Source organism: Streptomyces sp. NPDC054786 (assembly GCF_053611685.1).
In genome coordinates, this window is the sequence record NZ_JBSHAW010000026.1 from 123,447 (window position 1) to 139,726 (window position 16,280).

The following is a 16,280-nucleotide window of genomic DNA, read 5'->3' on the forward strand; positions in this document are numbered from 1 at the left end:
CGACGACGCTCGGCGCGAGGGTCAGCGAGCCGCCCGCAGAAAGTGCTCCAGGCCCGGGAGATCGTCCGAGTTGAGGTGGTCGACGCCGGCGTCGAACAGCGCTGTCCACACCGCCTCCCGCGCCGGTCCGGCCGCGTCCGGCGTCGCCCAGAAGCGCAGCCGGCGCCGCTCACCGTGCGCGGCCGCCACCAGCCGGCGCAGTTGCTCGCGCTCGGCGGCCGGCTTCGGGCCCACGCCCTGCCAGCCGAAGAGGTCCGTCCAGGAGGCGGAGACCAGCGGCGCGAAGGAGGCGGGGGCGGCGGTCCCCAGGTCCTCGGGGCGCCCGTCGTAGAAGGCATGGCGCACCCGCTCGGCCGCCATGGGCACACGGGCGGCCCGGTCTCCGGAGATCACGGCGGTGACCGGGCCACCGTGGACCCGGCCCGCGCGGCAGACGCTCAGCAGATCCCGGTAGCCGTACAGGACACGGGACAGCGCGCGGTAGGTGGGGTCACCCGCGGTCTTGATGTCGATCAGCAGCTGGAGGGGGAGACGGTGGCCCCGGTAAACCGTGCCGCCGTTGGCGCGAATCCGTCGGCGCAGCGGGTCGAGATACAGCGACTCCAGGGTGCGGGCCGGGTCGAGGTCGCCCTCCTCGTGGGCGACCAGCAGCCGGCCGTCCACGAGCCAGATGTCCGCCTCCACGCTGCCGAAGCCGTGGTCGAGGGCGTCGAGCAGCGGCCGGGGGTGCTCGTAGTCGTTGTGCGCATGGGCACGGCGCAGCGGCACGGAGCCGCTGGGGCGGACGGCCGTGTCACGGGCGGCGGCGGGCGCGGTGAGGCCCGCGGCGAGGACGGCTCCCAGCGACACGACGGCCGTTCTGCGGGTGTACGGATTCATGACATCTCCGGGTCATAGTGAACGTCTTCGGCACCTGGGACAGTTGGCATGACGTCAGGGGGGATCGTGAAGCGGCGATTCGGTCGAGTGCGCGCGGTGCTGACGGTGCTGGTGGCGTGGGGGGTGCTGGCCGGCGGAGGGATGGCGGGCGGGGCGCCGGCCACCGCCGCGGGCCCCACTGTCCATCGCTTCCATGCCAGGTCGGTGGCGCCCGGTGTGGCATACGGCGAATTCCGGATGACGGTGCCGCGCGGCATCGTGCACGGGCATCTGCTGACGGTCGATCTGGCCGATCCGCGGGTCTCGGTCGATCTGCTCTATCCGGGGGCGGTCGGCGCGCGGTCGCCGGTGTCCCAACTGGCGGCCGACCGCCGCGCGGTGGGGGCCGTCAACGGCGACTTCTTCAACATCACCGAGACCCAGCACCCGGGTGTGGAGGCGACCGGCGCCTCGGTCGGCCCGGCGGTGGCCTCGGGGCGGCAGCTGAAGGGCGCGGTGCCCGACGGTCAGCGGTTCGGGCCGGTCATGCCGCCGGGCGCGACCACCGAGGACGTCATCGGCGTCGGCTATGACCGCCGGGCCCGGCTGGACCGGCTCACACTGCGCGGTGCGGTGCTCACTGCGCAGGGGGTGCTGCCGCTGGACGGGCTGAACCAGTACGCACTGCCGCTGGGCGGCATCGGCGCCTACACCGCCCGGTGGGGCCCGGCGTCCCGGGTGCGCGCCACCTGCGGCACGGACATCGACCGGGCGGCACCGTGCAGTACGGACACCACGGAAGTGACCGTCCGGCACGGCCGGGTGACCGCGGTGGAGGACGTGCCGGGGGCCGGCGGAGTGCCCACGGGCAGCGTGGTGCTGGTGGGCCGGGAGGACGGTGCGCGACAGCTGCGCACGCTGCATACCGGTGAGCCGGTGCACCTCACCCCTCGCCTCGTCGGCCGGGGGCCCGTCCCCCTGCGGTTCGCGGTGGGCGGCTTCCCGATCGTGCGGGACGACGAGCCGGTGGCCGGTCTGGACACCGTCGCGGTGGCGGTGCGCACGTCAGCGGGCATCGGGGACGGCGGGCGGCTGCTATATCTCATGGCGCTGGACGGGGCCCCGGGCCAGACCGGTCTGACGGTGCACGAACTGGCGGACCTGATGGAGGAGTTGGGCGCGCGGGACGCGATGAATCTGGACGGTGGCGGCTCCTCGACGCTGGTCACCGGCGACAGGTACGGGGCCACGGTCCGCAACCATCCGTCGGGCGGTGCCGAGCGGCCGGTGCCCAACGCGATCGGGGTGTTCTCCGCCAGGTGAGCGGCGGGCGGCCAACTGCCGGCGCCCGGACGGGGGTCAGACCTTCCCGGCGGTCGCGGCGCCCGCGGTGCGCATCCGGACCAGGGCGTAGACGCTGCCGGCCAGGGCCAGGTCGGAGAGCAGCATGAAGCCGAGGGAGTAGGTGCCCTTGCCGCGGTGGACCGCGCCCAGGACGAGCGGCGGAACGAAGCCGCCGGCGGCGCCGACGATGCCGGTGACGCTGCCGAGCTGCGCCTGCGGCGTCACCCGCGAGACGAGCGCGAAGAGGGCACCGCCGGCCGCGCCCAGGCCCGCCGGCGAGGTCCGCGGGAGGGGCCGGTCCGGGTGGTCGTCGATCATCAGTGCGCCGAGGAGGGCGAGGACGGCGAGCGCCACGGCGACGACGAGATACGGCAGGTTCTCGGGTGGATGCGGGGGGTCAGATATCCGGAGAGTGCGGCACCGCCGGTGCCCATCCCGAAGATGCCCAGCGCCGGGCCCCGGGCGCCAAAGCGGTCGGTGAGCGCACCGACCGGCACCCGGCCCAGCGAGCCGGCCGGCAACGGCACCGCCACCGGCGCCGAGGCCTCGACGTCGGTCAGGCCGAGGCCGGCCTGGACGGCGTTGCCCAGAGGGGAGAGCAGGTTCCAGGCCCAGAAGGTGACCGTGAAACCGAGGGTGGCGAGGATGCGGTTCCGGCAGGCCGCCGGTGTCACGGACGCACACTGCTCACCACGTCGGCGGCGCCGGACAGCCCTTGGTGGATGTCCGGGGCGAGGCTGCTGTTCGCCAGGTAGAAGCCGAGCAGCGCGCACACCAGGGCGTGCGAGATCTTGAGCTTTCCGCTGCGCAGGAAGATCACGGTCAGGATCACCAGCAGCAGTACGACCGAGATGGAAATGGCCATGGGACGCACGCCTCCTCAATCGCCGCCCGAACGGGCAGCAAGGGGTGGCCAGTTTGGCGTATTTCAGGGTATGTACGGTTCTCGTCCGGGTGCTCCGATCAGGTGATCACTGCGGGTCACGGGGAGCGGCCGCGGGGCGCAGCGGACCGGTGAGCCGCCCCGGGCCGGGAGTCCACTCACCCACGTCCCGGGCGGGCGCCTCCGCCGCCGGCCGGCCGTCCGCCGATCCACCCCCTCACCTGCCACCGGCCGGTCCACTCGGAAGGAATCACCCATATCGCCGCAAGTGCCAAGCGGCGCTCGGCCGTTCACCCTCCACACCGCGGCCCGCCTGCCGGTGTGCCGTGTATCACATCACTCCCTGCAACGAGGCAGGGCGATCGGCCGTCTTAGCGGCCGACAGCGCCGCCCTCCCGCACCGCAGACGAAAGCCCCCGACATGAGCCAGCCCCCCGCCCGCCGCCGGCGGCCCCTCCGGCCGCAGCGCGGCGCACTCGCGCTGGTCGCGGCGCTCGGTGCGGGCACGCTCACCGCGTGCGGGGGAAACGCGGAGCCGGCCCCCCAGGGCGGTCCGGTGAAGGTGGCGCTGGGCGCGGCGAGCGGGACCAGGACCGTTCAGGCCGGCGACCGCCTCCGGGTGACCGCGGAGGGCGGGGTACTGACCGGGGTGAGGGTCACCGACCCCAGGGGACGACAGCTGCCGGGCGGCCTCGGCCGGGGCGCGACCAGCTGGACGTCCAGGGCGAAGGCCGCGCCGGACACCCGGTACTCCGTCGTCGCCAGGACCAGGAACGCACAGGGCGGTGCCGGCGCGGCCAAGGAGTCACTGACCACCGCGAAGGCTGCCGAGCTCAACACGCTGATGCTCGATCCCCGCTCACCGGGCGCGGCAGCCGGTGCCGACCGGCCCCTCTCGATCGTCTTCGACTTCCCGGTCACCGACCGGACCACGGTGGAGCGGCGGCTGAGCGTCACCGCCGACCACCGCATGACCGGGTCGTGGGACTGGGGGAAGGACCGCAGCGGCAGCGACCGGGTGGACTGGCGGCCCGCGCGGCCCTGGAAGCCGGGCACCGAGGTCACGCTACGGGCGGATCTCGACGGGGTGGACTCCGGCGGCGGCCGCTACTTCGCCAACGACTATGACCTGAACTTCACCATCGGCCGGAGTTGCACCGACTCGGACACGGGGCGGGTTTGTGGCAGGGTCCACGTGGGTGACCCTGTAGAGGTCACCACACCCTCCTTACGGGGAGGGGAAGACAACAGGGCCATCGGGATCGGAGACAGGAATGACGGCTGATCCCCGTGGCAGTGAACCAGCGCCCGAGCGTCGAGCAGCTGGACCCTTTCAGAGCCTAGTGTGACGGAATGAGCACCGTGCAGGACCAGGATCAACTCACGGGGTGGCAGCGCTTCCGGCGCCGTGTCCCCAATGGCTTCGCCATCGTCTTCAGCCTGTTGGGGCTCTTCTGTGCCCTGATGGCGCTGATCGGGCCCCTCCGGCGCGGACTCCACCCGGTGATCTACTGGCTGGACACGCTCACCATCCCGGTGGTGCCGAACTTCGCCTACGCGGCCTTCCTCTTCCTCCTGGCCGCGGCGATGACCGCACGCAAACAGGTCGCGCTGTGGTTCGTGGTGACCTACATGGTGCTGGTCACCCTGGCGGACGCGCTGTTCCTGGCCGCGGGGTACTGGGAGTACGCCTTCTCCCTGGTGCTGTGCGCCGGTGCGCTGGTGCTTCTGCTCGTCTCGCACCGCGAGTTCTATGCGATCACCCGGCGCGGCGCGTTCCTGCGCGCGATCGGGGTGCTGATCGGCGGGCTCGCCGCGGCGGTGCTGATCGGCTGGGGACTGGTGTCGCTGGCCCCCGGCACGCTGGAGCCCGGCGCCGCCAACCGGCTGCTGTGGGCGGCCAATCGCGTCTGCGGCGGGCTGGTCGGCGGCCGGCTGATCGAGGGCCGTCCGCCGCACTGGACCAGCGCCGTTCTCGGGCTGCTCGGTGCGCTGGCACTGCTGAACGCCGCGGCCGCGCTGTTCCGTTCGCAGCGTATGGAGGCCGCGCTGCACGGCGACGAGGAGGCCCGGATCCGGGCGCTGCTGGACCGCTACGGCAGCCAGGACTCGCTCGGCTACTTCGCCTCCCGCCGCGACAAGGCCGTGGTCTTCTCCCCCAGCGGCAAGGCCGCCGTCACCTACCGCGTCGAGGCCGGTGTCTGTCTGGCCAGTGGTGACCCGGTCGGTGACCGCGAGGCGTGGACGCAGGCCATCGAGGCATGGCTGGAGGTCGCCGGACGGTACGGCTGGCAGCCCGCCGTCATGGGGGCCAGCGAGAGCGGCGCCAAGGCGTTCGCCCGCTGCGGGCTCGGGGCGCTGCAGCTCGGCGACGAGGCGATCTTGCAGGTGAAGGACTTCGACCTCGACGGCCGGGAGATGCGGGTGACCCGCCAGGCCGTCAACCGCGTCGAGCGCACCGGCGCGGCCTTCCGCGTACGGCGCCACTCCGCGCTGAGCGACGAGGAGATGCAGGAAGTCATCCACCGGGCGGACGCCTGGCGGGACACCGAGACCGAGCGCGGGTTCTCGATGGCGCTGGACCGGCTGGGCGACCCGGAGGACGGTGAGTGCCTGCTGGCCGAGGCGTTCGACGGCGACGGCAACATGATCGCGCTGTTGTCCTTCGTGCCGTGGGGCAAGGACGGCATCTCGCTGGATGTCATGCGCCGTGACCGCACCGCGCCCAACGGTGTCATGGAGTTCATGGTGGCCCGGCTGTGCACCCAGGCCGGTGCGATGGGCGTGCGCCGGATCTCGCTGAACTTCGCGGTGTTCCGGTCCGCCTTCGAGGAGGGCGCCCGGATCGGTGCCGGGCCGGTGCTGAAGTTCTGGCGCAAGCTGCTGCTGTTCTTCTCCAAGTGGTGGCAGCTGGAAGCCCTCTACCGTTCCAACGCGAAGTACAACCCGGAGTGGTATCCGCGGTTCCTGTGCTACGCGGACGCCGGCGCGCTGGCCCGTATCGGCCTGGCCTCCGGTATCGCCGAGGGCTTCGTGGCCGTGCCGAGCCTGGGCAAGCTGTGGGGCAAGGGCCACAAGAAGCGGGTGCTGGCCCCGGCCAGCACCGCGGGCCTGCCGTCGCTGGACGAGCTCGGCCTGGTGCAGACCGGTCCGGCCACCGAGGAGGAGCTGCACGAGCGGGAACTGGCCGCGCTGCCCGAGCAGGTGCGGGTGCGCCACCGGAAGCTGGAGCGGCTGCGGGAGGCCGGCACCGACCCGTATCCGGTGGGCGTGGAGCGTACGCACACCCTGGGCGAGGTCCGCGCCGAGTACCCCGACCTCACATCCGGGGCGCGGACCGGCAAGTCCGTCAGCATCGCCGGGCGGGTGCTGCTCACCCGCGACCACGGTGGCGTGCTCTTCGCGGTGCTGCGGGACTGGTCGGGCGATCTGCAGATCGCGCTGACCCGGGACGGCAGCGGCAAGGAGGTGCTGGAGCGCTTCGGTTCGGACATCGACCTCGGTGACCACATCGAGGCGGAGGGCGAGGTCGGCAGCAGCGCCCGCGGTGAGCTGACGGTGTTCGTGACGCAGTGGCGGCTGACGGCCAAGTGCCTGCGGCCGCTGCCGGACAAGCGGCGCGGACTGTCCGACCCGGAGGCCAAGGTCCGCCAGCGGTATGTGGACCTGGTCGTCTCGCCGGACGCGCGGGACAACGTACGGGCACGCAGCACGGCCGTCCAGGCGCTGCGCCAGGGGCTGATCGACCGCGGCTACCTCGAGGTCGAGACGCCGATGCTGCAGCAGATCCACGGTGGCGCCAACGCCCGCCCGTTCCACACCCATATCAACGCCTACGACCTCGATCTGTATCTGCGGATCGCGCCGGAGCTGTATCTCAAGCGGCTGTGCGTGGGCGGGATGGAGAAGGTCTTCGAGATGGGGCGGACCTTCCGCAACGAGGGCATCTCCTACAAGCACAACCCCGAGTTCACGATGCTGGAGGCGTACCAGGCGTTCGCCGACTACGACGTGATGCTCGATCTGACCCGGGAGCTGATCCAGAGCGCGGCGATCGCCGCGTTCGGCAGCGCCACCGCCCGCAAGGCGGACGAGAACGGCCGGCTGGTCGAGCACGACATCTCGGGCATCTGGCCGGTGAAGACCGTCTACGGCGCGATCTCCGAGGCGCTCGGCGAGGAGGTCGACGCGGACACCGGACAGGACGTGCTGCGCCGGCTGTGCCACGCCTCGTCGGTGCCGCTGAAGCCGGAGATGGGCCGTGGCGACATCGTGCTGGAGATGTATGAGCGGCTGGTGGAGGAGCGGACTCAGCTCCCCACGTTCTACAAGGACTTCCCCACCGAGGTCTCGCCGCTGACCCGTCAGCACCGGCGGGACCCACGGCTCGCCGAGCGCTGGGACCTGGTCGCGTTCGGCACCGAACTGGGCACCGCCTACTCGGAGCTGACCGACCCGGTGGAGCAGCGGCGGCGGCTCACCGCCCAGTCGCTGCTGGCGGCCGGCGGTGACCCGGAGGCGATGGAGCTGGACGAGGACTTCCTGCAGGCCCTGGAGTACGCGATGCCGCCGACCGGTGGTCTGGGCATCGGTGTGGACCGGCTGGTCATGTTCCTCACCGGTCTGTCGATCCGCGAGACGCTGCCGTTCCCGCTGGTGCGGCGCCGCTGACGGCACTCCGGGCCCGGTCACGGCGGGCCGCACGGCGAAGGCCACCACCGAGCGGTGGTGGCCTTCGCCATGCGCAGGCGGCTCCCACGGGCCGGTGCCGCAGTCACCGGGAAGGGCACGGCCGGGAGTGCGGCGGTCGGCCACCGTGCCCGAGGCCGTCAGAACCAGGTGACGGTGAGCGGGAAGGAGGCGGTGGCCGTGGCGCCGAGGGAGTCGGTGGCGGTGGCGGTGACCGGGAAGGAGCCGGTCTGCCAGGGCCGGCCGCCGATCCGGCCGCCGGCGGCGTCGGCGCTCAGTCCCAGCGGCAGACCGGTGGCGCGGTAGGTGAGCGGGGGTGTGCCGCCGCTGGCGGTCAGCGGGACGGTGCAGTCCTGGAGGAAGCGGCAGGTCTGCGGGCCGGGGGCGGTGAGCTTCAGATCACCGCCGGGCGGCTCGGTGCCTCCGGTGTCGAACACCCCGGTGACGGGGGCGGCGGTGGCGGCGTTGCCCGCATGCCCGGTGCCGTAGAGGTCCTCGACCGTCCGCAGCAGGCTGAAGTGGTTGTAGGCGCCGCTGACGGTGCCCTGCCGGACATGGGCGCCGTGGAACACGGTCGCGATCCTGTTGGAGCCGAGGTAGTTGTCCTCGTCCCAGGTCACCATCAGCAGACTGTTGTGGTCCTTGGCCCACCGGGCGTAGGAGGCGAGGTTGTTCCTGAGCCAGGTGTCGCCGCTGCCCACGGCGCAGTCGTGCATGTCGTTGCACATGTCCGGGATGACGAAGGACACGGTCGGCAGCCGGGTGAAGTCGTCCTTGGGGAACTGGGCGAAGGTCTTGCCGGTCTGCACGGGCACGTTCGTGAAGGCGAACCAGGGGTTGTGCTTCTGCGCGTACCGGCCGTCGGCGCAGGTCGTGGAACCCTCGGCCGGCAGGCCCTCGTTGTAGCTCGCAAAGGTCTTGCCGGCGGCGAGCAGCTCCTGGCCGAGGTTGGGCGCGGTCATCGACTGCGCGGCGTAGCAGTCGTCGCCGGTGATCCCCTGTGTGGTGCCGGAGAAGAGGTTGAAGTAGTTCGGCTGGCTGGGGTGGGTCAGCGCCTTCATTCCGGTCAGGCCGGCGCCGTCCTGGGCGAGTTGGTTGAGGTAGGGCGCGTCGGCGCTGCCGATGATCTCGCCGTACTGCTTGTTCTCGAAGACGACGATCACCACGTGGTCGTAGGACGGCAGCGCGGTGCGGGCGCCGCCGCCCGCAACGGCGGTGTCTCCTCGGGGGGTGTGGGCGTCGGCGGTGGTGGCCGCGAGGATCAGGCCGAGCGCGCCGAGCACCGCCACGGTCGCCCTGCGCAGACGGGCCGCTGTGCGTGTCATCAGGTCTCCTCTCCCTCCTTGCCGGGGGGATGCCGAGGTCGTGGTCATCGGTCCTCGCGGCGGGCCGCGGCCGCGACGGCGATCCGCAGTACGCGGGGCACGGGCAGGTCACAGCGGCGGAAGGCATCGGCGGCGGCGGTCCGGACCGCCGCACGCCGGTCCGGGGGCACCAGCAGCAGCACACTGCGCCCCGGGCGGGTGCCGGGCCACCAGGCGGACCACGCACCGGCGCGCAGGGCCGCGCGGACCGCGTCGGCGAGGCCGGTGGCTAGGGAAGGGGCGGTGGCTGCCGCGGGGGCCGGGCCGGCCCCGCCCGTGGCGGGACGGGCCGTCAGGAGCAGCAGACAGGGGTCCGTACCGCCGTCGGGGGCGCGCAGCGGCTGATGGCTGCCGTCGGCCGCGAGGAGGTGGCCGGCCCGGGCGAAGAGCACGGCCCGGCGCAGCCCGTCATCGCCGGGCACGGCGGCGCCCAGCAGACGCGCCAACTGCGCGCGGACCGGAGGGCCTTCGCCCCGGCCGGCGTGTACGTCCGCGACGGCGAGGGCGACCGCGCACTCCAGCGGTTCGGCGACGGGCAGCCCCACGGCTTCGGGCAAGGGGGCATTCAGCTGCAGATCGGCGCCGCCCCGGCCGCATCCGGCGGCGGCGAGGGCGCGCAACACGGCGTACGGTCGGGCGGCCCAGCCGGGGGCGTGGGCGGCCGGTCCGGTGAGGGGGAGTTCGGCGGTCTCGGCCGGGTGGTTGAGCGAGGCGCAGCGCAGCACCCCGTCGGCGCGCGGGGCGACGGCCACATCGACGTATTGGTCGGCCGCCGCGCACCAGTCGGTCCGTGGCGCCGCCCCGTTTCGCGGCGGGACGGCGGACGCGGTGACCCGGAAGGCGTACGGGGCCCGCCACACCGCGTCGGGCGGGCGGCGGTAAGCCGTCGCGAAGCCGTGGGAGAGCAGGCGCAGCAGCGGGTCCGCCGTGGTGCGGTACGCCAGGTCCACCGCGCTCACCCCAGCTCTTTGCGGGCCAGCAGCCGGTAGGCGTTGCCGCCGTCGGTGGCCCGGGCCACCACGGTGCGCAGGCTGTCGAGGGCGAGCGCGGCGCCGTAGCAGGGCACCGCCATGGCCTGTACGGCGCTTCGGGCGGCGCGGCGGGCCGGGGTGGCGGGGACGGTGGCCCAGGGGGCGAGCGGGTCGGGGGCGAGCCCGTTCGCGGCGAGTGCGACGGCGCCGAGGAAATCGCCGTTGGGCTGGTGGGCCGCGCCGTGCTGCTCGGCGAGGACGGTGAATCCCCGTGCCGCCAGGGCCTGTTTGAGGTTTCCGGCCGGCATGAGGTGCTGGTGCTGGGGCTGGAACCAGGGCAGCCAGTAGCGGCCGAGCAGCCGGCCGGCACGGGACCGGGGATCGGGGAGTTCGATGAGGAGATGGCCGCCGGGGGCCAGGACCTTGACGGCCGCGTCGAGTTCGGCGAAGGGGTCCCGGGTGTGTTCGAGGTAGTGGTGCATGCTCACCGTGTCGTAACGTCCGGCGAGCCGGTCGGCGAGGTCGGGGAACTGGCCCTGGTAGGCGGTGTCGATCCAGCCCCGGCGTGCGGCCTCGTGCACCCCTTCGCCCATGTCCAGCCCGTCGAAACGGGTGTCGGGCCATACGGCACGTGCGGCGTTGCAGAAGTGTGCCGCGGCGGTTCCGACGTCGAGCCAGGTTCCGGGGGTGGTGAAGGGCCGGAGCATCTCGGCACGGGCACGGTAGGTGCCGCTCATCCGGCCCAGGACCAGGGAGGCGCCGTCACCGCCGAGGCCTTCGTAGAAGTCGCGGTAGTAGAAGTCGAGCCCGTCCGGGGTGAGCCGGGGGTTCTGGAAGATGTGGCCGCAGTGGCGGCACTCCTCCAGGGTGAACCGGCCGGGCTTGCCCTGGAGCAGGTCGGGCGTGCGGATGTGCACGACGGGGCCGGGCGTCGAGCACCAGGGGCAGTCCGTGCGGCGGGGCTCGAAGAACCGGTCCGTGCCGCCCGCGAGTTCGGCCGCGTACGCGTCGCGGCGCGCCGCGGCACGGGCGGCGTCCGGCGCCTCGGCGGCCGGGGTGGCGAGGGTCCGCAGCGCGGTCGACAGGGCGCGCAGCGGACGGGAGGCGGTGGCGCGGGCGAGGTCAGCGGGGCGCGGTCCGGGGACCGGGCCCAGGACGGCGGCGGGCTGCAGCCAGTACAGGGCGGTTGCCGCGGCACCCCAACGCGGCGCCGAGACCAGGCACTTCACCAGCAGGGCGAGGCCGGCGAGCTGAGCGGCGGACAGCAGGGCCGGCGGGAGGCCGCGGGCCCTGAGTTCCTCGGCGTGCCGCGCGGGGTCGGGTGGCGGCACGGTGAGACCGGGGGCGAGGGCCCAGCCGGTGGTGTCGGGGGCGTACTCCTTGAGGGTGCGGACGAGGCGGAGCAGTTCGGGCACCGAACGCGGCGGAGCCCCGTCGCCGAGCCCGGCCCGCCGGTGGACGTCGTCGGCCACCAGGAGGGCGTGGCCCGCGCCGTGGCCCGGGGCGCACCGGTCGGTGCGGTGGGCCGCGGGGTCGAGCAGCCGGAGCAGACCCAGGGTGCTCTCGGCGTCCAGGCGCGCCGGGATCAGGTCGACGACGCGCAGCCCCTCACGTACGGCGTGGTCGACCGCGGCGCGCAGGGTCGCCTCGTCGGCCGTGACGCCGGGCGCGGTGATCAGGTGCCAGCCCTGGAGCGGCCGTGGGGCATCGTGCGGCGGGGCGGGGGCGAGCACCGGCAGCGCGGCGAGCCTGCGGCGGGCGCGCACGGTGCCCGCTCCCAGGGCCGCCACGGCGGCGGCCGCCACCCATCGTGTACGGGGTCCCGAACGGTGCACTCGCGTCATCGGGCTCACGGTCCCTTCTCGTTCTCGGTCTCGGTGGGGGCGGTGCCGGGTGCGGGCCGGCCGGGGTGCCGGCCTGCGGATGTGCCGGGCGGCAGCTTCTCCAGACGGTCGGCCGCGGTGCGGGCGCCGCCCGCCTCGGCGAAGGACGCCTGGATACGGCGGGCCGCACGACGATGGGCCGGGTCGTCCAGTACGGCGGCCAGCGCCTGGTGGAGCTCGTCCGCGCGGGCCCGGCCGAACCGCACCCGCACCCCCGCACCGGTCCCGGCCACCTGCCCCGCGACGATCGGCTGATCGTCGCGGACGGGCGCCACGACCAGCGGCAGTCCATGAGCGAGCGCCTCGCACACGGTGTTGTGGCCGCCGTGGCACAACACGGCGTCGAGGTGCGGCAGCAGGGCGAGTTGGGGGACGTACTCCTGGTGCACCACATGGCGCGGGACGGTCCCGGCGAGCTCACCGGGGGCGGCCAGGATCAGCTGCGCCCGGTCCGCGAGGGCGTCAGCGGCGCGCAGTACCGCGGGGTAGAAACGGGCGCCCGCCTCGCGGTTGAGGGTGCCGAGGGAGACGAGCACCCGGGCGCGCCCGGGGTCCAGCCGGTGCCACGGGAAGTCTCCGGCGGAGGGGCGGGCGCCGAAGGCGGGCCCGACGAAGGCGTAGTGGGGCGGATACCGCCGTCCCCCGGGGCGGGCCACGGCGCCCTTTCCGGCGACGGCCGGCCCACCCGGGCGCACCGCGTCGCCGGCCGGCCCGCCGTCCCCGATGAGCGCGGGGGTGGAGAAGACCAGGACGAGGTGCGGGGAGAAGCGTGGGTCCCAGCCGCTGGGTGCGCCGGATTCGGCGAGCAGTGCGGCGATGCGCTGCGCCACCCACTCCCCCACCTTGGGGACACCGTCGAAGGGCCGGGTGAACTCGGCCGAGGTGGTCGCCGAGGTCGCCCAGGGCAGACCGTGGCGCCGCGCCACCAAGGGGCCGGCCAGGGCCTGTTGGTCGGCCACCACCACATCGGGCGCAAAGGCTTCGACGGCGGTGTGCACACCGGGCAGCATCGCGCGGGCGAGGGGGATGAGGACCTCCGCCCACAGGAAGCGCAGGGCCGCGATGCCCCGCAGATCGCGCCACCGCCCGTGCAGTACGTCGGTGCCGTCGCCCGCGCCCCGCTCTCCCGCCGGGTACAGGAGGGAGCCAGCGGGGAGCAGCGGCGCGAGGGCCGCTGCGGGGCCGGTCCAGGCGACCCGGTGGCCGCGCGCGCTGAGTTCGGCGGCGACGGCCACCGTGGGGTTGACATGTCCGACCAGCGGCGGGACGACGAACAGCACTCTCATCCGGCCACCGCCCCGGCCCGGGCGCCGAGCCGTTCCAGCACGGCGGCACAGAGCCGTTCGGTGGCTTCGTTGAGCACGGTGTGTCCCACCCCCGGGAGCACACACAGCTGGCAGTCCGGCGCGGCGGCCGCGAGTTCCCGTGCTCCGGGGAGGAGTTCGGAGTGCTCTCCGTAGACGGCGAGGACCGGGCGGCCGAGCCGGGCGAAGTCGTGGACGGTGAAGGCGGGGCCCGCCGCGATGTCCTCGATCAGGGAGGTGCGGTTGAGCAGGGCGTCGGCGCCGGCGGTCAGCCGGGCCTCCTTGCGCCGCCCGAGCGCGGCGAGCTGCTCGGGCAGGCGGCGGTGTTCGAGGCCGAGGGCCGCGACGGTGAGGGTGTCGGTCATGTTCGCGACCCAGTCCCCGGTCAGTTGGGCATCGATCAGCACGAGTGAGGCGACCAGGTCGGGCCGGACGAGCGCGGTGTGCAGGGCGAGCACACCGCCGTAGCTGTTGCCGACCAGGTGGACCGGGCGGCGGTCGAGGCCGAGGGTGGCGAGCAGGGCGGTGAGATCGGCCACCGCGGTGTCCCTGTCGTAGCCGCCGGGCGGGCGTTCGCTTCGGCCGTGTCCGCGCTGGTCGTAGAGGAGCACCTGGTATCCGGCGCGGGAGACGGGACCCGCGAGGGTGCAGTAGAAGCTCGACAGGTTGTCCATCACGAGGCCGTGGAGGAAGACGACCGTGGGGCCGCCGCGGCCCGGCAGCGTCTGGGTGTGGAGGCGCAGCCCGCCTGCGGGGGTCAGGGCCATGGTGCGCTCAGCCCGCGCAGGCCTGGTCGGCGGCGGTGACCCGGTCGATATGGGCGGCGAGTTCGCCGACCGTCATGGCCAGGATCTGGTCGATGTCCTTCTCCGCGAGGAGATCGAGGAGGTCCACCGAGCTGCCGTAGCGCTGTTGCAGCAGCTCGGCGAGCGCCACGAACTCGATGCTCTCCAGCGCCAGATCGTCGTTGAAGGTGGTCGCGGGAGTGATCTCGCCGACGACGAGCAGCTCGTCGCCGACAACGCTCACCAGCATGTCGGTGATCTGGGCCAGGATCGCCCCGGTGCGCTCGGGGAACGGGTCAGCTGCCATGGGTGGCCTCCGTGGAAGTGGGGGTGTCGGTGCCCGTACGGTCCTCGGGCGGCGGCCCGGTCCAGGCGACGACATGGCGCGCGGACAGGTCGTGGACGGAGTCGAGGTGGACGAGGTGGTGCCGGCCGTCCGGGGAGACCACCCGGAGCGCGCCGCCCGGTGCGGCCGTCACGGCCCACTCCAGCGGCCGGCCGCCGAGCCCGCTGCCCGCCGCCTTGGCCGCGGCCTCCTTGGCGCACCACAACGCGGTGAGCCAGTAGGCACGGCCGGTGCCCCCGGTTGCCTCCCGGGCCTGGAGGCCGTCCGCCAGGCGGCGTTCGGCCGGGGTGAGGGCGATCCGTTCGAGGGCCTGCGGATCGTCGGTGACCGGTTCGATGTCGATGCCGACCGGGCCCGACCGGTGGGCGAGGGCGACGGCGACATGGTCCTTGTGCGCGAGCGAGAGATGGATGCCGGCGGTGAGCGGGCCCTCGGGCCCGGGGCGGCCGTGGTGGTCGTTGCCGACGGCGACCTCGGCGGGGAAGACGGGCCCGGCTCCCGACTCCCACAGCAGCTCACGGACCGCGTCCTTGGCGGCGATCCGGCCCAGCAGCCAGGCCGCGCGGGCGCGCGGCGCGCACCGTTCGTAGCGTGCGCGTTCGGCCGCGCCCAGATAGCGGCGCATGACCAGCTCCTGCGAGGCCGGGTCCGTCCAGCGGCGCCGGGCCAGACACCAGCCGCCCGGCCGGGGTTCGCCGATGCCGCACACCTCCGGGGTGAACTTCATCGGCCACACCCGCTCGTCCGCCCCGAAGCGCCGGTACGTCCAGCCCTCCAGCCGCGCCCATACGCCGCCGTCGGCGCCGCTCAGCTCCACATCGCCGCGCACCGAGCCGGGCCGTACCTCACGGATCCGGGCGGTGGCCGCCAGCAGCGCGCCCTCGCGGGGCGGGGGCCCATAGAGCCGTACGCGGTCCAGAGTCGCGGGGAAGACCAGCCGGTCACCGGTCAGTTTCAGCTGCATCCAGTGGCCGAGGAGCTGGCCGGCGGCGTCCAGGAGTGCGCCGGGCGCGGGCAGTGCGCGCAGCGTTCCGCGGATGCCGTCGGCGGCGAGCGTGCTGACCTCGTGGACCCCGGCGAACGCCGGGCCGTGGAACATCCACCGGTCCCGGTAGAGGGCCTCGGCGCTCACGGGCGCCGGTCGGCAGGACGTCAGGGCCGCGGTGTCGGGCGGCGGCGGAGCCGGGTGGTGTGCCGCGAGGTGGACGGTGACGGCGGCGTGGTCCCCGAGGGCCACCCGTACGCGGCCGTCGTCGGCAGGGGTGGCGGTGACGGCCAGGTCGACGGGCGGGGCGACGGGCAGCCAGCGCAGGGCCCGTACGTCGGAGTAGCCGGTGACGGTGTGTCCGGGCCGTGCCTCATGGGCCGCCTCGGCGGCCAGTTCCAGCAGTGTGGTCATGGGCACGACGGGGAAGCGGTCGGCGGGCTCCGGCCAGTCGTCGGGCTGGAGGTAGACGCAGTGGTCGCGGACGTACGGGAGGGTGCCGAGGGAGAGGTGGCGGACGGTGCGGCGAGGGCCCGGGGCCGGACCCGGGCTGGTGCTGAGGCGGGGGCCCGGGACCGGACCCGGGCTGGTGGTGGGGCGGGGGCCTGGCGCCGGGGCCGGCCCGGCGGTGCGGCGGTGGCCTGGTGCCGGGGCCGGGCGGGCGGCCGCGGCGGCGACCGTGCGGGTGGCGGCCCGGGTTTCGGCGAGGAGGGCGTCCAGGGCCTGCCGGACGGGTTCCGCGGCGGGCGGCCGGGGGTGCGGCAGCGCTCCCCCGGCCCCTCCCCCTCCTCCCCCTTCGGGGGAGGGGGCGGGGGGTGGGTCCGGGGGTGGGGGTGGGTCCGCGGGCGCGAAAAGCCCACCGCCCCGC

At 74.1% G+C, this 16,280-nt stretch carries 12 protein-coding genes and 1 pseudogene; 3 read left to right on the forward strand and 10 right to left on the reverse strand.

Annotated features, from left to right (window positions below; genetic code table 11):
- Window positions 1-21: 21 nt before the first annotated feature.
- A complete protein-coding gene (locus tag ACWGI6_RS22700; RefSeq protein ID WP_453269212.1) occupies window positions 22-879 on the reverse strand; it encodes a phosphatidylinositol-specific phospholipase C/glycerophosphodiester phosphodiesterase family protein in 858 nt (285 codons plus the stop codon).
- A 48-nt stretch (window positions 880-927) separates the two neighbouring features.
- On the opposite strand from ACWGI6_RS22700, the gene ACWGI6_RS22705 reads away from it, so the two are divergent.
- Entirely contained in the window at window positions 928-2,181 is a 1,254-nt protein-coding gene (locus ACWGI6_RS22705; RefSeq protein WP_453269213.1) for a phosphodiester glycosidase family protein, read from the forward strand.
- Between the two features lie 36 nt (window positions 2,182-2,217).
- Here the strand turns inward: ACWGI6_RS22705 and ACWGI6_RS22710 are convergent.
- Together ACWGI6_RS22710 and ACWGI6_RS22715 are read right to left on the reverse strand one after the other, a co-directional pair.
- A pseudogene (locus ACWGI6_RS22710) lies at window positions 2,218-2,876 on the reverse strand (hypothetical protein).
- Complete coding sequence (locus ACWGI6_RS22715) at window positions 2,873-3,067, reverse strand: hypothetical protein (RefSeq protein ID WP_030088015.1); 195 nt, start codon at window positions 3,065-3,067, stop codon at window positions 2,873-2,875. Before ACWGI6_RS22715 ends, ACWGI6_RS22710 begins: the two are co-directional and overlap by 4 nt.
- A 439-nt stretch (window positions 3,068-3,506) precedes the next feature.
- On the opposite strand from ACWGI6_RS22715, the gene ACWGI6_RS22720 reads away from it, so the two are divergent.
- Window positions 3,507-4,370 carry an Ig-like domain-containing protein gene (locus ACWGI6_RS22720; RefSeq protein WP_453269214.1) on the forward strand — a complete coding sequence of 288 codons (864 nt, stop codon included), beginning with the start codon at window positions 3,507-3,509 and terminating at the stop codon, window positions 4,368-4,370.
- 68 nt (window positions 4,371-4,438) lie between these two features.
- Window positions 4,439-7,756, forward strand: a complete 3,318-nt coding sequence (lysX, locus tag ACWGI6_RS22725) for a bifunctional lysylphosphatidylglycerol synthetase/lysine--tRNA ligase LysX (RefSeq protein ID WP_453269215.1) — start codon at window positions 4,439-4,441, stop codon at window positions 7,754-7,756.
- 158 nt (window positions 7,757-7,914) lie between these two features.
- Here lysX and ACWGI6_RS22730 read toward each other — a convergent pair whose 3' ends face one another.
- From ACWGI6_RS22730 to ACWGI6_RS22760, 7 genes are all read right to left on the reverse strand, one after another.
- Window positions 7,915-9,099 (reverse strand): alkaline phosphatase family protein, encoded by a 1,185-nt coding sequence (locus ACWGI6_RS22730; protein WP_453269216.1) that lies wholly within the window; start codon window positions 9,097-9,099, stop codon window positions 7,915-7,917.
- A 44-nt stretch (window positions 9,100-9,143) separates the two neighbouring features.
- The gene (locus ACWGI6_RS22735) at window positions 9,144-10,097 is read right to left on the reverse strand and encodes a galactokinase (RefSeq protein WP_453269217.1); all 954 of its coding nucleotides are present in this window, start codon (window positions 10,095-10,097) and stop codon (window positions 9,144-9,146) included.
- Window positions 10,094-11,953, reverse strand: a complete 1,860-nt coding sequence (locus tag ACWGI6_RS22740; RefSeq protein WP_453269218.1) for a methyltransferase domain-containing protein — start codon at window positions 11,951-11,953, stop codon at window positions 10,094-10,096. The genes ACWGI6_RS22735 and ACWGI6_RS22740 overlap by 4 nt, the downstream gene beginning before the upstream one ends.
- A gap of 5 nt (window positions 11,954-11,958) precedes the next feature.
- Window positions 11,959-13,272 (reverse strand): nucleotide disphospho-sugar-binding domain-containing protein, encoded by a 1,314-nt coding sequence (locus ACWGI6_RS22745; protein WP_453269225.1) that lies wholly within the window; start codon window positions 13,270-13,272, stop codon window positions 11,959-11,961.
- A 2-nt stretch (window positions 13,273-13,274) separates the two neighbouring features.
- Window positions 13,275-14,063: an alpha/beta fold hydrolase gene (locus ACWGI6_RS22750; protein WP_453269219.1), complete on the reverse strand. Its 789-nt coding sequence runs from the start codon at window positions 14,061-14,063 to the stop codon at window positions 13,275-13,277.
- 7 nt (window positions 14,064-14,070) lie between these two features.
- A complete protein-coding gene (locus ACWGI6_RS22755) occupies window positions 14,071-14,388 on the reverse strand; it encodes an acyl carrier protein (RefSeq protein ID WP_453269220.1) in 318 nt (105 codons plus the stop codon).
- The coding region (locus tag ACWGI6_RS22760) for a 4'-phosphopantetheinyl transferase superfamily protein (protein ID WP_453269221.1) at window positions 14,378-16,280 on the reverse strand (1,903 nt) is incomplete at its 5' end. The genes ACWGI6_RS22760 and ACWGI6_RS22755, both read right to left, overlap by 11 nt.

Coding starts and splice junctions, on each gene's coding strand:
- ACWGI6_RS22700 (WP_453269212.1), bottom strand. CDS start 879: ATGAATCCGTACACCCGCAGAACGGCCGTCGTGTCGCTGGGAGCCGTC.
- ACWGI6_RS22705 (WP_453269213.1), top strand. CDS start 928: ATGACGTCAGGGGGGATCGTGAAGCGGCGATTCGGTCGAGTGCGCGCG.
- ACWGI6_RS22715 (WP_030088015.1), bottom strand. CDS start 3,067: ATGGCCATTTCCATCTCGGTCGTACTGCTGCTGGTGATCCTGACCGTG.
- ACWGI6_RS22720 (WP_453269214.1), top strand. CDS start 3,507: ATGAGCCAGCCCCCCGCCCGCCGCCGGCGGCCCCTCCGGCCGCAGCGC.
- lysX (WP_453269215.1), top strand. CDS start 4,439: ATGAGCACCGTGCAGGACCAGGATCAACTCACGGGGTGGCAGCGCTTC.
- ACWGI6_RS22730 (WP_453269216.1), bottom strand. CDS start 9,099: ATGACACGCACAGCGGCCCGTCTGCGCAGGGCGACCGTGGCGGTGCTC.
- ACWGI6_RS22740 (WP_453269218.1), bottom strand. CDS start 11,953: ATGACGCGAGTGCACCGTTCGGGACCCCGTACACGATGGGTGGCGGCC.
- ACWGI6_RS22750 (WP_453269219.1), bottom strand. CDS start 14,063: ATGGCCCTGACCCCCGCAGGCGGGCTGCGCCTCCACACCCAGACGCTG.
- ACWGI6_RS22755 (WP_453269220.1), bottom strand. CDS start 14,388: ATGGCAGCTGACCCGTTCCCCGAGCGCACCGGGGCGATCCTGGCCCAG.